Below are 12,864 nucleotides of genomic sequence, written 5' to 3' on the forward strand. Positions count from 1 at the left end.
GCTCTGGCGGTAGCCACGTTTTGACTACCATGGACGTCGTGGAGGCCTCGCTCACCCACCTCGACGCCGAGGGCAACGCCCGCATGGTCGACGTCAGCGGCAAGGCGCAGACGTCGCGCTGGGCCCGCGCCCGCGCTGTCGTGCGCATGTCGCCGGAGACGGCCGCGCGTGTGCAGGCCGGGGACGCGCCGAAGGGCGACGTGCTGACGGTCGCCCGGCTGGCCGCGATCCAGGCCGCCAAGCGCACCGACGAGCTGATCCCGCTCGCGCACTCGCTGCCGCTGAACTCCGTCGACACGGACATCACCGTGGACGTCGAGGCCGGCACGGTCACGCTGGTCTGCGAGGCGCGCGTGGACGCCAAGACCGGCGTCGAGATGGAGGCCATGGTGGCGTGCTCGATCGGCGCGCTGGCCGTCTATGACATGGTCAAGGGCATCGAGCACGGCGTCGTGGTCGAGCGCGTGGAGCTGCTCGACAAGACCGGCGGCAAGAAGGACTATCACCGGTGAGAGCCCAACTGATCGACGGCCACAAGCGCAAGATCGGCGACGTCCGCATCTCGGTGACGGACCGCTGCAACTTCCGCTGCCAGTACTGCATGCCCGCCGAGGGTCTCCCCTGGCTGGACCGCGACGACCTGCTCAGCTACGAGGAGATCGCGCGCCTGGTGTCGCTGATGGCGAGCATGGGCGTGCACGACGTGCGCCTGACGGGCGGCGAGCCGCTCGCACGCCGGGAGCTGTGGCGCCTGGTGGAGCTGCTGAGCGCCGACGAGCACGTCCACGACCTCTCGCTCACGACCAACGGCTACCTGCTCGAGCGCCAGGTCGAGCAGCTGGTGAAGGCGGGCCTGCGCCGCGTGAACGTCTCGTTGGACGCGCTCGCCCCTGACCGCTTCTTCCAGCTCACCCGCCGCAACTCGCTGCAGAAGGTGCTGGACGGGCTCGCGGCGGCCGAGCGGCACCCCGAGCTGCGCCCGATCAAGGTCAACGTCGTCGCGCTCAAGGACTTCACCGAGGACGAGGTCGTGCGCTTCGCCGAGTTCGCGCGCAAGCACCCGTACGAGGTCCGCTTCATCGAGTTCATGCCGCTGGACGCCGACCGCACGTGGTCGCGCGACCGCGTGCTGCCCAACGCCGAGGTCCGGCGGCTGATCCACGCCGCGTACCCGCTCAAGGACATGGGCCGCGAGCGCCACGGCACGAGCCGCCGCTGGGAGTTCGCCGACGGCCAGGGCTCGATCGGCTTCATCTCCCCCGTGAGCGAGCCGTTCTGCGGCGACTGCAACCGCATTCGCGTCACCGCCGAGGGCAAGCTGCGCACGTGCCTGTTCTCGATGACCGAGACCGACCTGCGCGGCCCGCTGCGCGCGGGCGCGTCCGACGACGAGCTGGAGACGATCATCCGCGACGCGGTGTGGGAGAAGGAGCTCAAGCACCACGTCAACGACGAGGGCTTCGTGCAGCCGGCCCGCACCATGTCGCAGATCGGCGGCTGACCCTGAAGGACTTCGACGAGGCGCTCGCGCTGGTCCTCGAGGGGATCGAGCCGCTGGCGCCCGAGACCGTCCCGCTCCCCCGGGCGGAGGGGCGCGTGATCGCCGAGCCCGCGCGCGCCGCGATCGACCTGCCGCCGTTCGACCGCACCGCGATGGACGGCTACGCCGTGCGCGCGGCCGATGTCGCGCCCGGCGTGGCGCTGCAGGTGGTCGGCGACCTGGCCGCGGGCGGCGAGACGCTGGTCATCGGCCCGCACACCGCGGCACGCATCTCGACGGGCGCGGCCATCCCGGAGGGCGCGGACAGCATCCTCAAGGTCGAGGACACCGAGGGCGGCGACGGCGTCGTCACGGCGACCGCGAGCGTGCGGGAGGGCCTGCACATCCGCCGCCGCGGCGAGGACGTGCACGCGGGCGACGTGCTCGCCCGGCCCGGCGACGTGCTCACCGTCGCGCGCCTGTCCGCGCTCGCCAGCGCCGGCGTCGCCACCGTCTCCGTCCCGCGGGTGCCGAAGGTCAGCCTGATCGTCACCGGCGACGAGCTGCTGCCCCCGGGCGCGCCGCCCGAGCCGGGCAAGATCTACGAGTCCAACTCGCTGGTCGTGGCTTCGCTCGTGCGCGCGGTCGGTGCCGAGGTCGAGCAGCAGCCGCCCGTCCCCGATGACTTCGAGGCGACGAAGGCCGCCATCGAGCACGGCCTTGAGAGCGACATCCTGATCGTGTCCGGCGGCGTGAGCGTCGGCCCGCACGACCACGTCAAGCCCGCGTTCGAGGCCTGCGGCGTGGACGAGGTCTTCTGGCGGGTACGGATCAAGCCCGGCAAGCCGCTGTGGTTCGGCCGCCGTGGCAGGACGCTCGTCTTCGGGCTGCCCGGCAACCCGCTGTCGGCGATCGTCGGCACGGCCATGTTCGTCCTCCCCGCGCTGCGCTCACTGCGCGGCGAGCCGAACGTCCAGCCGCGGCTCGTCAAGGGCCGGCTCGGTGAGCCCGCCGGTCCGTCCGACAACCGCACGACGTTCCTCATCTCCAAGCTCGTGGAGGACGAGGACGGCACGCTGGTCGCGTGGCCGACCGAGCGCCAGGGCTCGCACATGACGGGCGCGCTGGGCGAGAGCGACGGGTTCGCGATCGCCCCCCACGGCTCCGGCTCGCTCCCCGCGGGCGCCGAAGTCCAGCTGCTGCGGCTCTAAGAGCCCGCCGAACTCTTAGTCCGTCACATCCGCCGCCGCGCGCGGTTTCACGTACGCACACCGGGGCCCCGGGCGTGTCAAGTCCGACACACGAACCTCAGGAGCTACGTCCTCATGAGCATGAAGAAGACCCTCACCGCGTGCGCGGTGGTCGGCGCCGCCGCGCTCGCCGCGAGCCCGGCGGGCGCCGCCGAGCCGCCGCGCATCCTCCCGCCGGACATCCCGTTCCCCGCCGACCAGATCGAGCATCGGGTCTCGCGCCACTGCCAGGAGGTCTCGGGGATCTACGCGCAGTTCGGCCGCAACGGCTGCCTCACCATCGACAGCTGGATCACGAGCGACCGCGACCATGAGGTCGCACGCGACGCGACCAGCGGTGAGCTGATCGCCGAGAACGCGACCGTGGACGGCACGGTCTTCTCCTGGACGGCCAACCGCAACGTGCTGTTCGTCGTGCCCACCACGCCGAACCGGCCCAGCAACATCACGCGCGAGGCGCGGGCGGCGATGACGCGAGAGCTGATCCAGCGCGGGTGGTACCAGGTGAGCGGCGAGCAGGTCCGTGACGGCCGCGCCCTGCTCGTCCTCACCGAGACCGCGCAGTCGCCGGCCGACTCGGGCAACACGACGCTGCTCGTGGACAAGGCGAGCTACGAGACGGTCGAGATGACCTTCGTCTCCCGCGACGGCAAGCAGAAGTTCGTCGACACCCAGCTGTCCGTCGAGCAGCTGCCCCGCAACGCGGCCAACAGCAAGCTGCTCAACATGGGCGATCACCCGACCGCGACGGTCCGCCAGGTCGAGGGCGACGACGACGTGATCGCGTCCGCCGCTCGCAAGGTCGGCATCAAGGCCAAGACGCGCGCCAAGATCGCCCGCAAGGCCCGCGCCGGCAAGAAGGCCGGCCGGTAGATGACGACCCTGCGGAGGCCGGCCACGCGCCGGCCTCTCGCTGTGGCGGGCCTGACGGCCCTCGTGCTCGCCGCCGGTGCGATCACCGCGCCGGCGGCGTCCGCCGGATCCACCGACCGCGTGTGCGCGCCGCGGGCGAACCTGTACGAGAGCCCGGGCGGGCTGCAGATCGGCGTGATCGCCGAAGGACGGACGGTGATCATCCTGCGGCGCGCCGCGTCCGGGCGCTGGGTGCGGGTGCGCACGAACATCGGCGCGCGCGGCTGGGTGAAGTCCCGGTTGCTGTGCGACGAGGGCGCGTGAGTGGCCGTCGTCACGCGCATGTCCGACCAGCAGCTGCTCGCGCGCTATCGCGCCGGCGACGACGAGGCGCTCGCCATCGCGCTGCGGCGCTATCAGCCGCGCCTGCTGCGCTTCGCGCGCCGCATCCTCGGCGATCGCTCGCCGAACGCCGAGGACGTGGTGCAGGAGGCGCTCCTGCGCACGCACCTCGTGCTGCGGCGCGGCGACCGCGCGCTCGACCTCGGCCCGTGGCTGTTCAAGCTCGTCCGCAACTGCGCGCTCGACGAGCTCGCCCGCGTGCGAGCGGAGCTGACGCCGCTCGACGACGCGCCCGAACCCGCAGCGGCCGGCGCCGACCCCGCGGACGTCTCCCTCGCGCGCGGGCACGTGCGCGACACGCTGTCAGACGTCGCGGCGCTCCCGGACCTGCAGCGTCACGCGCTGCTGCGCCGCGAGCTGGAAGGCGCGCCGCACGTGGAGATCGCCGCGGAGCTGGGGATCAGCGAGGCGGCCTCGCGCGTGCTCGTGCTGCGGGCGCGGAGCAACCTCGTCAAGGCCCGCGCGGGCCGCAACGCCCGCTGCGACGACATCCGCGAGCAGGTGCTGCTCGCCGAGGACGCGCGCCGGCGCGCCACCGCGCACGTCTACCGCCACCTCGCCGCGTGCGCGCCGTGCCGGGAGTTCCGGAGCGAGCTGCGCCGCCGCCGCGCCGACCTGCGGGTGCTGGTCCCCGGGCCGGTGCTGCTCGGCGTGCTGCTGAGTGCGGCGGTGCCGGCGGGCTCCTCGAAGCTGATCACGGCCGGCGCGATGAGCGTCGCGGTGGCCGGCGGCGCGCTCGGCATCGACCGCCTCGCCGGGCCCGGCTCCCCCGCGCCCGTCACGGTCCGCAGCGCGGTCGTCCCCGGCGGCGTGCTGCCGCTCGGCAGCGCGGTCCCGCAGGGCACCGCGGTCGTCACCCGCACGGTGGCCACGACCCCGGGCCTGCCGGTCGGCCGCTACCGCATCGCCTGTCCCCCGGGCCACCGCGTCGCGGGCCTGCAGCCGACGACGGCGAAGACCTCGCACGCATTCGCGCCCGAGACGATCGTCGGCGCGAGCACGGCCGCGGTCGTGCTGGTCGAGCCGACGCCGCACCCGCTCACGATCGCCGTCGTCTGCAAGCGCCCGGGCGCCGACGGGTCGATCCTCGCTGCCCCGGTCACCGCGCCCGGCCGGCCGGCGGCCGTGTGCGTGGACCGCGTCTACCTGCGCCGCCGCCCCGGCGGGCCGATCGTCGGCTCGCTCACCCGCGGGCAGCCCGTGACGATCCGCGCCACGCGGGACGGCTGGCGCCGGGTCACGGCGGATTCCGGCGCCCGCGGCTGGCTTCCGGCAGACCGGCTCTGCGCCCGGTAGGGTCGCGCCATGGGACTGATGAACGACTGGCTGCGGAGCAAGCGGATGAAGGACCCGGTCCGCGGCAGCGCGCACGTCGTCGCCTGCAGCCGGTACCTGAGTCCCGCGGTGAAGTCGAACCTCGTCATGAACCTGATCGTCAGCGCCGAGGGCCTGCAGCCGACGCCGGTCGAGCACGAGTGCATGTGCCGCAGGACCAGTGGCCGCAGCAGGGCATGACGCTGCCGGTCACGCTCGACCGGGCCGATCCGACGCGGCTGAAGGTCGAATGGGACGAGCTGCCGACGGCGCAGGAGCTCATCCAGCAGCGCACGGAGGCGATGCTGTCCGGCGGCCTGCCGGGCGTGACGATGGGCCAGCCGCTGGTGATCGACCTGCGCGGGCAGCCCGCGCAGAGCAACGGCGGCGACCAGGTCGACCGGCTGGAGCGGCTGGCCGCCCTGCACGCGTCGGGCGTGCTCACCGACGAGGAGCTCGCCGCCGCGAAGGCGAAGCTACTCGGCTAGCTCGTAGCCGTCGGTGACGGGCCCGCACGCGAGTCCGTTGCCGAGCAGGACGTGCGCGTTGACGTCGCGCAGCACGGCGGCCTGCTCCTCGGTGAGGTAGCGGCTGAAGATCTCCTCGACCGCGGCGAAGTGCAGGGGCTTGGCCTCCTCGAGCACCGTGCGGCCCTGCTCCGTGATGCGGGCGAAGGTCGCGCGGCGGTCCTCCTTGGGGATCTCGCGCTCGACGAGCCCCGCTTCCTCCATGCGGGCGACCAGGCGGGTCGCGCCGCCGCGCGACAGGGTCAGCGAGTCGGCCAGGTCCCCCATGCGCACCGGACCCTTGTACAGCTGCGCGAGCACCTCGAACCACGCCGGCGCGAGCCCGGACTCGCGCTCCATGCGGTCGCCCACGAGCTCCAGCAGCCGGCTGCTGACCTGCAGCATCCCGTAGAAGGCGAGGTACTTCGGGTCATCCATGAGCGAAGACTGTAGAGGCAACGGTTGACAAGTCAATCCTTGCGAGCTTTACTTCGCAACGGTTGCTATGTCAATGCTTGCTCCGGAAAGGGAGTTGACGACCGTGCCCGTCACCCGCCTCGCCCGCCTCGGCGCGTTCGCCTTCCGGCGACGCCGCCTCGTCCTCGCTGCCTGGGTCGGCGCCCTGGTCGCGGCCTTCGCGCTCGCCGCCACGTTCTCGGCCGACTACAACACGCCCGGATCGGACTCCAAGGCGGCCGCCGATGCGCTCGCCGATCGCTTCCCGGCGACGTCGCCGGACACCGTCGACGTCGTCTGGCGCACCGCCGAGGGCACGCCGACCGCGCTGCTGCGCGAAGCGTCCACGCTCCCCGGCCTGGCCGCCGCGGGCGAGCCGCAGATCTCGCCCGACGGCCAGGTCGGCGTCGCGCGGATTCCCCTCACCGTGCTGCCGGACGAGGTGCCGCGCGCGACCGGCGAGCGGCTGCTGGAGCTGGGTGAGGCGGCGGACGTCGAGCTCGGCGGGCAGGTGATCGCCACCGCGCAGCAGGGGCCGATCTCGAGCGAGATCGTCGGCATGGCCGTGGCCTTCATCGTGCTGCTGATCGCGCTCGGCACGATCGTCGCCGCTGGATTGCCGTTGATCCTGGCGCTGTTCGGGCTGGGGATCGCGTCCGCGCTGATCATGCTGCTGGCGGCCGTGCTGCCGACGCCCGACTGGTCCTCGACCGTGGCCGCGATGCTCGGCATCGGCGTCGGGATTCGACTACGCGCTGCTGATCCTGACGCGCTACCGGGCCGCGGGCGGCGGTGAGGGCGCGATCCGCGAGGCCGTCGCGACCGCGGGCCGCTCGGTGCTGATCGCGGGTCTGACCGTTGTGATCTCGCTGCTCGGCCTGTTCGCGATGGGCCTGACCTACCTCTACGGCGTCGCGCTGGCCGCGATCATCGCCGTGCTGGTCGTGATGGCGGCGGCCATCACGCTGCTGCCCGCGCTGCTCGGGTTCGCGGGGCCGCGGATCGAGCGGCTGCGCCTGCCCGGTCGCCGGCGTTCCTCCGGCGGCGCCTTCGCCGCGCGCTGGAGCCGCGCCGTGCAGCGCCGGCCGTGGACGGCGGCGATCGCCGGCGCGCTCGTCCTGCTGGCGCTGGCCTCCCCCGTGACCGGGCTGCGGCTCGGCTTCCCGGACGCGGGCAACGACCGCGCCGAGACGACGACGCGGCAGGCGTTCGACCTGATGACCGCGCACTTCGGCGCGGGCGCGAACGGGCCGCTCGTCGTGGTCGCCCCGGCCGCCGCGGCCGCCGGCGTCGCGGAGACGATCGGGCGCGACCCGGGCGTCGCGTCCGTCGCGCCGCCGCAGCTCAACCCCGCGGGTGACACGGCGCTCGTGCTCGCCACGCCGACGACCTCGCCCGAGGCCACCGCGACCGAGGACCTGCTCGCGCGGCTGCGCGACGGGCGGCTCGGCGAGGAGGTCGTGATCGGCGGGCGCACCGCACAGGCCGTCGACCAGGCGCAGGCCACCGCCGACCGGCTGCCGCTGTTCATCGGCGGCGTCGTCGGCCTCTCGCTGTTGCTGCTGCTCGTCGCGTTCCGGTCGGTCACGGTGGCGCTGAAGGCGGCCGCGCTCAACCTGTTCAGCGTCGGCGCGGCCTACGGCGTGGTCGCGCTGCTCGCCCAGGGCGGCTGGGCCGGCCAGCTCGTCGGCATCGACACCGCCACGCCCGTGCCGCCGTTCATCCCCGTGATCATGTTCGCGACGCTGTTCGGGCTCTCGATGGACTACGAGGTGTTCTTGCTCTCGCGCGTGCGGGAGGCGTGGCTGGGCGGACGCTCGACCTCACGCGCCGTCACCGAGGGTCTCACGCGCACGGCGGGCGTGATCAGCGCCGCCGCGGCGATCATGGTCGTGGTCTTCGGGGCGCTCGCGCTCTCGCCCGAGGTGTTCCTGAAGCTGATCGGTATCGGGCTGGCGACCGCGGTGCTGGTCGACGCGACAATCGTGCGGATGGTGCTCGTGCCCGCCGTGATGCAGCTGCTGGGCGAGCGCAGCTGGTGGATGCCGCGCTGGCTGGACCGGATCGTGCCCCATACCGAACTGGAGGCGCCCGCACTGTCGCGCGCTTGACAGTTTGCGTGTAGCGGATGAGCGCGACGGGCGCGACGCGCAGGAGGAGGCTTGGGGCATCGTGACGCACACCACCCTCGTCTCCGAGGCCACCTCCCCCGGGGTGCGCCTCGCCCGCGCCCAACTCGTCGCGCTGATCCAGCAGCAGGTGGTGCGCGTCGCCGCCCTGCGCGCGCAGCTCTCGGCCGGGCTGCCGGTCACCGGCGACCTCGCCGCCGAGCTGCACGAGCTCGAACTCCTCCAAGACCGCCTCGACCTTCCCGGAGAAGCCCGATGAACCCGTCCCGTCCGCTCATCCTGGCCACCGCGCTCCTCGCCACGCTCGCCGTTCCCGCGGCGGCGTCCGCCGCCGGGCTCGGCACGACGAACGTGCAGAAGAAGCACCTGGCGACGATCACGCACGAGCCGGTCACCGCTCGCTGACGCGGTCAGCTAGGTTCGGCGCATGCAGTGGCCGATCCTGGCTGGCGTTCCCGAGGAGGACGCGCGGCGCGTGCTGTCGATCGCGCGCCGCCGCACCTTCGCCCGCCGCGAGGTCGTCTTCCACCACGGCGACCCGGCCGACACGCTGCACCTCGTCGCCAGCGGGCGCTTCGCCGTGCGCATCCAGACACCGCTCGGCGACACGGTCATGCTCTCGCTGCTCGGGCCGGGCGAGACGTTCGGCGAGATCGCGCTGCTCGACGGCGTCGGGCCGCGCTCGGCCACGGTCGTGGCGCTGGAGAGGGCCGAGACGCGCGCGATCCACAAGCTCGACTTCGACACGCTCGTCGCCCGCCATCCCGGCATCGCCGACCTGCTCGCCCGCGCGCTCGCCCTGCGCGTGCGGCGGCTCTCGGAGCTGCTGCTGGAAGCGCACTACGTGCCCGCCGACCGGCGCGTGCTGCGCCGGCTGGCCGAGTTCGGTCTCGAGGACGGCGTCGTGCCGCTGACGCAGGAGGAGCTCTCCAACCTCGCGGGCACGTCCCGCGCGACCGTCAACCGCGTCGTGCGCGACGCCCAGGCCCGCGGCGAGCTCGCCCTCCGGCGCGGGCGTATCGAGGTGCTCGACGCCGCCTCGCTCGTGGCGCGCGCTGGCTAGCCTGGGATCCATGCCCGTGGGTCTCATTCTCGCCGCCGGTGCCGGCCGCCGCTTCGGCGCCACCAAGCAGCTGGCGCTGCTCCGTGGGCGGCCGCTGCTCTCGCACGCGGTCGAGACGATGAACGCGGCGCTCGACCGGGTGGTCGTCGTGCTCGGCCACGAGGCGGAAGCGATCCGCGCCCGCGTGGACTTCGGCGGTGCCGAGGTGGTCGTCGCGGACGACTGGGCCGACGGCCAGGCGGCCTCGTTGCGGCGCGGCCTGCGGGCCGCGGGCGAAGCGGACGCCGTCGTGATCACGCTGGGCGACCAGCCGTTCATCACGCCGCAGGTGATCACCGCGGCGATGGCCCAGCTGCCGGGCTACGACGCGGTGCGCGCGGTCTACGACGGCAAGCCGGGCCATCCGGTGGTGCTCGGCCGCACGGTGCTGGCCGCGGCGGATGAGCTGCAAGGCGACCAGGGCGCGCGCGAACTGCTCGCGCGCTTCAACGTGCGTCGCTGGGACGCGGGGCACCTGGCCGACGCGACCGACGTGGACACGCCCGAGGAGCTCCAGGCGCTCTCATGAGGATCGAGCACACCTTCGAGGTCCGCGCCGAAGCGGACGAGGTCTTCGCGGCCCTGAACGACCTCGAGCGGGTCGTGCCGTGCCTGCCGGGCGCGCGCATCACCGGGCGCGAGGAGGACGGCAGCGTCCACGGCGACCTGAGCGTCGGCTTCACGCGCCTGCGCGGCACGGTCGCCATCACGGCGTCGGACCCGGTCACGCGGACGATGGAGCTGACCACCGGGCATCACCGGGCGCAGCTCGCGGTCGCCGCGCGTGACGGCGTCGCCGACGTCACCGCCGCCGCCGACCTGGCGGAGATCGGCGCGCTGGCCCTGTTCGGGGGCCTCGTGCACGACCTCTCCGGGCGGCTGCTGCGCGACTTCGGCGACTGCCTCTCGCGCAAGCTGGGCGACGTGCCGAGCGGCGAGGACATCGCAGGGGGCCGGGCCGCGCCGGAGGAGGCGCTCCGCGACTCGCCCACCCCCGACCCGGACACGGCGGCGGGATGAGCGACCCTCGGACGGCGGGAAGCGACGTGAAAGTGAATCCGCGAAGCGATTCGCCGGACTGCGGCGTCTGCGCGGGCGACGTCCCGCCGCTGATCGGCCAGATCCTCACGGGCACCGGCCTGACGCTGGACCAGGCCGCGCGGCGGCTCGCCGCCGGCGAGCAGCTCCCCGACCTCACGCCGCTGCAGCGGCGGATGGTCGAGGAGTACGCCGAGCGTGTCTAGCGCGGCGTCGGCGCCTTGATCGCGAGCTACAGAGCGAGTGTCAAGCTCACGACACTTCGGCTTCCATCAGCGCGGCCAGCGTCTCCAGCGAAGCGATCGAGTTGCCGGGCAGCAGCCGGTCCACGTGCGGCATCGCCGCCTTCATGCCGCGCGTGAGCGGCTCGTAGCGCGGGTCGGCGGCCAGCGGGTTGAGCCAGATCACGCGGTGCGCGGTGCGCTGCAGGCGGGCCATCTCTTCGGCCAGCTCCTCGGGCTCGCCACGGTCCCAGCCGTCCGAGAGCAGGATCACGACCGACCCGCGGCCGATCCGGCGGCCGTGCTCGCGGTTGAGCACGGCGATCGCCTCGCCGATCCGGGTGCCGCCGCTCCAGTCGTCGACCGCGGCGGCCGCGCGGGCGAGGGCGCGATCGGAGTCGCGCCCGCGCAGCTCACGGGTCACGCGCGTGAGCCGGGTGCCGAACACGAACGCCTCCACGCGGGCCCGCGCGGCGACGCACGCCTGCATGTACTGCAGGAGCATGCGGCTGTACGGCGCCATCGAGCCGCTGACGTCGCACACGAGCACGAGCCGCCGCGGCCGCTCGGCCTGCTCGCGGTAGCGGCGTTCGAGCAGCTCGCCGCCCGTGCGCAGGGACGCGCGGATGGTCGCGCGCAGGTCGTGCGTCTCGCGCCGGCGCCGCGTCGGCACCGTCCGGCGCGAGCGGCGCGTCGGCCCGCGCAGCGCGATCCGCATCAGAAGCCGCCGCGCGACGGCGCGCTCGGCGTCCGTGTAAGCGGCGAAGTCCTTCTCGCGCAGCAGCTCCTCCTCGCTCCACGCCGCCGGGGCGGGCAACAGCTCGGCGCCGGGCGCCTCGTCGCCCTGTGGCGGGATGCCGACCCGCGGCAGCGCCTGCTTGGCGATCTCCCCCAGCTCGTCGAGCGCGTCGCGGGCCTCTTCGGCGCCGAAGACCGCCGTGAAGGCACTCGCGAACGCGCTCATCTCGGCCCGCGTGGAGCACAGCGCAGCACGCAGCGCGAAGAAGACCTCAGTCCGGTCGGTGGCGTCGACCGCGGCGAGCGCCCGCTGAGCGGCGAGCACCTCTCCCATCCCCACTCGGGCCCCGTGCGCACGGAGTTGTTGGGCCACCGCGCTGACCCGGCCAGAGAGGTGGTCCGCGAGTGGAGCGAAGTCGGTGACGGAGGCGGCCCGCGCGATCGTCGCCTCGTCCGCCACCCGCGCGCGCTCGCGGCGCGCGACGTTCTCGCGCGCCTGCTCGGCGATCTGCCCGTGGCCGGAGGCGATGCGCGGGCCGCTAGGCACCCTCGAGGATCCTGTCGCGGCGCACGCGATCGATGTCCTCACGGACCTTCAGCGCCACGCCCAGCGTGTCGTCGAGCGAAGCGGCGCCGTCGAGCGCCAGCAGCGCCCGCGCCCAGGTGATCGTCTCCCCCACGCCGGGCAGCTTGTACAGCTCACGCTCGCGCAGCTTCGCGACGGCGCTGCACACGCGCGCGGCGACCTCCTCCGGCACGCCCGGCAGCCGCGTGCGGACGATCTCGGCCTCGCGCTCGGGCGTCGGGTAGTCGATCCAGTGGTACAGGCAGCGGCGCTTGAGCGCGTCGTGCAGCTCACGCGTGCGGTTCGACGTCAGGATCACCAGAGGACGATGCGCGGCCGTGATCGTCCCCAGCTCCGGGATCGTGATCGCGAAGTCGGCCAGGAACTCGAGCAGGAAGGCCTCGAACTCGTCGTCGGCGCGGTCGATCTCGTCGATCAGCAGCACGGCGGGCCCGCCCTCGTGCTCGAGCGCCTCCAGCAGCGGCCGCTTGAGCAGGAACTCGGGCCCGAACAGCTCCCGCGCCGGCGCGCCCGCCTCGGCCGCCCGGATCGCGAGCAGCTGGCGCTGGTAGTCCCAGTCGTAGACGGCGTGGTGGAGGTCGATGCCCTCGTGGCACTGCAGCCGGATCAACTCGGAGCCGGTCGCGGCCGCCAGCGCCCGCGCGACCTCGGTCTTGCCGACGCCCGCCTCCCCCTCCAGCAGCAGCGGCTGCTCGAGCGCGAAGGCGAGGTACGCGGCGGTGGCGAGCCCCTGGTCGGCGAGGTAGCCCTCGCCGGCCAGGGCCCGCGAAACATCCTGCGGGGTCTGCAC

The 12,864-nt window shown here is 73.7% G+C and carries 19 protein-coding genes; 16 read left to right on the forward strand and 3 right to left on the reverse strand.

Annotation, left to right across the window (positions count from 1 at the left end):
• The first annotated feature begins 29 nt into the window (after positions 1-29).
• The 8 genes from moaC (at position 30) to OJ962_RS10550 (ending at position 5,786) form a co-directional block, all read left to right on the forward strand.
• Complete coding sequence (moaC, locus tag OJ962_RS10515) at positions 30-512, forward strand: cyclic pyranopterin monophosphate synthase MoaC (RefSeq protein ID WP_202952835.1); 483 nt, start codon at positions 30-32, stop codon at positions 510-512.
• The gene (gene moaA, locus OJ962_RS10520) at positions 509-1,501 is read left to right on the forward strand and encodes a GTP 3',8-cyclase MoaA (RefSeq protein ID WP_202952836.1); all 993 of its coding nucleotides are present in this window, start codon (positions 509-511) and stop codon (positions 1,499-1,501) included. The genes moaC and moaA overlap by 4 nt, the downstream gene beginning before the upstream one ends.
• Positions 1,420-2,691: a molybdopterin molybdotransferase MoeA gene (locus OJ962_RS10525; protein ID WP_202952837.1), complete on the forward strand. Its 1,272-nt coding sequence runs from the start codon at positions 1,420-1,422 to the stop codon at positions 2,689-2,691. Before moaA ends, OJ962_RS10525 begins: the two co-directional genes overlap by 82 nt.
• Before the next feature lie 120 nt (positions 2,692-2,811).
• Positions 2,812-3,603, forward strand: a complete 792-nt coding sequence (locus tag OJ962_RS10530) for a hypothetical protein (RefSeq protein WP_202952838.1) — start codon at positions 2,812-2,814, stop codon at positions 3,601-3,603.
• 42 nt (positions 3,604-3,645) lie between these two features.
• Positions 3,646-3,906, forward strand: coding sequence for an SH3 domain-containing protein (locus OJ962_RS10535; RefSeq protein ID WP_270006322.1), 261 nt, complete (start codon positions 3,646-3,648; stop codon positions 3,904-3,906).
• Positions 3,907-5,280: a sigma-70 family RNA polymerase sigma factor gene (locus tag OJ962_RS10540; RefSeq protein ID WP_202952840.1), complete on the forward strand. Its 1,374-nt coding sequence runs from the start codon at positions 3,907-3,909 to the stop codon at positions 5,278-5,280.
• Positions 5,281-5,289: 9 nt separating this feature from the next.
• Positions 5,290-5,499, forward strand: coding sequence for a hypothetical protein (locus OJ962_RS10545; protein WP_202952841.1), 210 nt, complete (start codon positions 5,290-5,292; stop codon positions 5,497-5,499).
• On the forward strand, positions 5,466-5,786 hold the full coding sequence (locus OJ962_RS10550) for an SHOCT domain-containing protein (protein ID WP_202952842.1): 321 nt from the start codon (positions 5,466-5,468) through the stop codon (positions 5,784-5,786). Before OJ962_RS10545 ends, OJ962_RS10550 begins: the two co-directional genes overlap by 34 nt.
• Here OJ962_RS10550 and OJ962_RS10555 read toward each other — a convergent pair.
• Positions 5,775-6,242 (reverse strand): MarR family winged helix-turn-helix transcriptional regulator, encoded by a 468-nt coding sequence (locus tag OJ962_RS10555; protein ID WP_202952843.1) that lies wholly within the window; start codon positions 6,240-6,242, stop codon positions 5,775-5,777. The two genes, OJ962_RS10550 and OJ962_RS10555, sit on opposite strands and share 12 nt — an antisense overlap.
• A gap of 103 nt (positions 6,243-6,345) precedes the next feature.
• Here OJ962_RS10555 and OJ962_RS10560 point away from each other — a divergent pair, with 103 nt between their 5' ends.
• The 8 genes from OJ962_RS10560 to OJ962_RS10595 all read left to right on the forward strand — a co-directional run bounded on the left by OJ962_RS10560 (position 6,346) and on the right by OJ962_RS10595 (position 10,735).
• Complete coding sequence (locus OJ962_RS10560) at positions 6,346-7,056, forward strand: MMPL family transporter (RefSeq protein WP_202952844.1); 711 nt, start codon at positions 6,346-6,348, stop codon at positions 7,054-7,056.
• A complete protein-coding gene (locus tag OJ962_RS10565; protein WP_255525731.1) occupies positions 7,025-8,371 on the forward strand; it encodes an MMPL family transporter in 1,347 nt (448 codons plus the stop codon). Before OJ962_RS10560 ends, OJ962_RS10565 begins: the two co-directional genes overlap by 32 nt.
• A 61-nt stretch (positions 8,372-8,432) precedes the next feature.
• Entirely contained in the window at positions 8,433-8,648 is a 216-nt protein-coding gene (locus OJ962_RS10570) for a hypothetical protein (protein ID WP_202952846.1), read from the forward strand.
• Positions 8,645-8,794, forward strand: coding sequence for a hypothetical protein (locus OJ962_RS10575; protein ID WP_202952847.1), 150 nt, complete (start codon positions 8,645-8,647; stop codon positions 8,792-8,794). Before OJ962_RS10570 ends, OJ962_RS10575 begins: the two co-directional genes overlap by 4 nt.
• Positions 8,795-8,816: 22 nt before the next feature.
• Positions 8,817-9,452: a Crp/Fnr family transcriptional regulator gene (locus OJ962_RS10580; RefSeq protein ID WP_202952848.1), complete on the forward strand. Its 636-nt coding sequence runs from the start codon at positions 8,817-8,819 to the stop codon at positions 9,450-9,452.
• Positions 9,453-9,462: 10 nt separating this feature from the next.
• A complete protein-coding gene (locus tag OJ962_RS10585; protein WP_202952849.1) occupies positions 9,463-10,020 on the forward strand; it encodes a nucleotidyltransferase family protein in 558 nt (185 codons plus the stop codon).
• A complete protein-coding gene (locus tag OJ962_RS10590; RefSeq protein ID WP_202952850.1) occupies positions 10,017-10,511 on the forward strand; it encodes an SRPBCC domain-containing protein in 495 nt (164 codons plus the stop codon). The genes OJ962_RS10585 and OJ962_RS10590 overlap by 4 nt, the downstream gene beginning before the upstream one ends.
• 32 nt (positions 10,512-10,543) lie before the next feature.
• A complete protein-coding gene (locus tag OJ962_RS10595) occupies positions 10,544-10,735 on the forward strand; it encodes a hypothetical protein (protein ID WP_202952851.1) in 192 nt (63 codons plus the stop codon).
• Positions 10,736-10,781: 46 nt separating this feature from the next.
• Here OJ962_RS10595 and OJ962_RS10600 read toward each other — a convergent pair whose 3' ends face one another.
• Entirely contained in the window at positions 10,782-12,035 is a 1,254-nt protein-coding gene (locus tag OJ962_RS10600; RefSeq protein ID WP_202952852.1) for a vWA domain-containing protein, read from the reverse strand.
• Entirely contained in the window at positions 12,028-12,864 is an 837-nt protein-coding gene (locus OJ962_RS10605; RefSeq protein ID WP_202952853.1) for an AAA family ATPase, read from the reverse strand. The genes OJ962_RS10600 and OJ962_RS10605 overlap by 8 nt, the downstream gene beginning before the upstream one ends.

It is taken from the genome of Solirubrobacter deserti (assembly GCF_027587175.1).
GTDB classification, from domain to species: Bacteria; Actinomycetota; Thermoleophilia; order Solirubrobacterales; family Solirubrobacteraceae; genus Solirubrobacter; species Solirubrobacter deserti.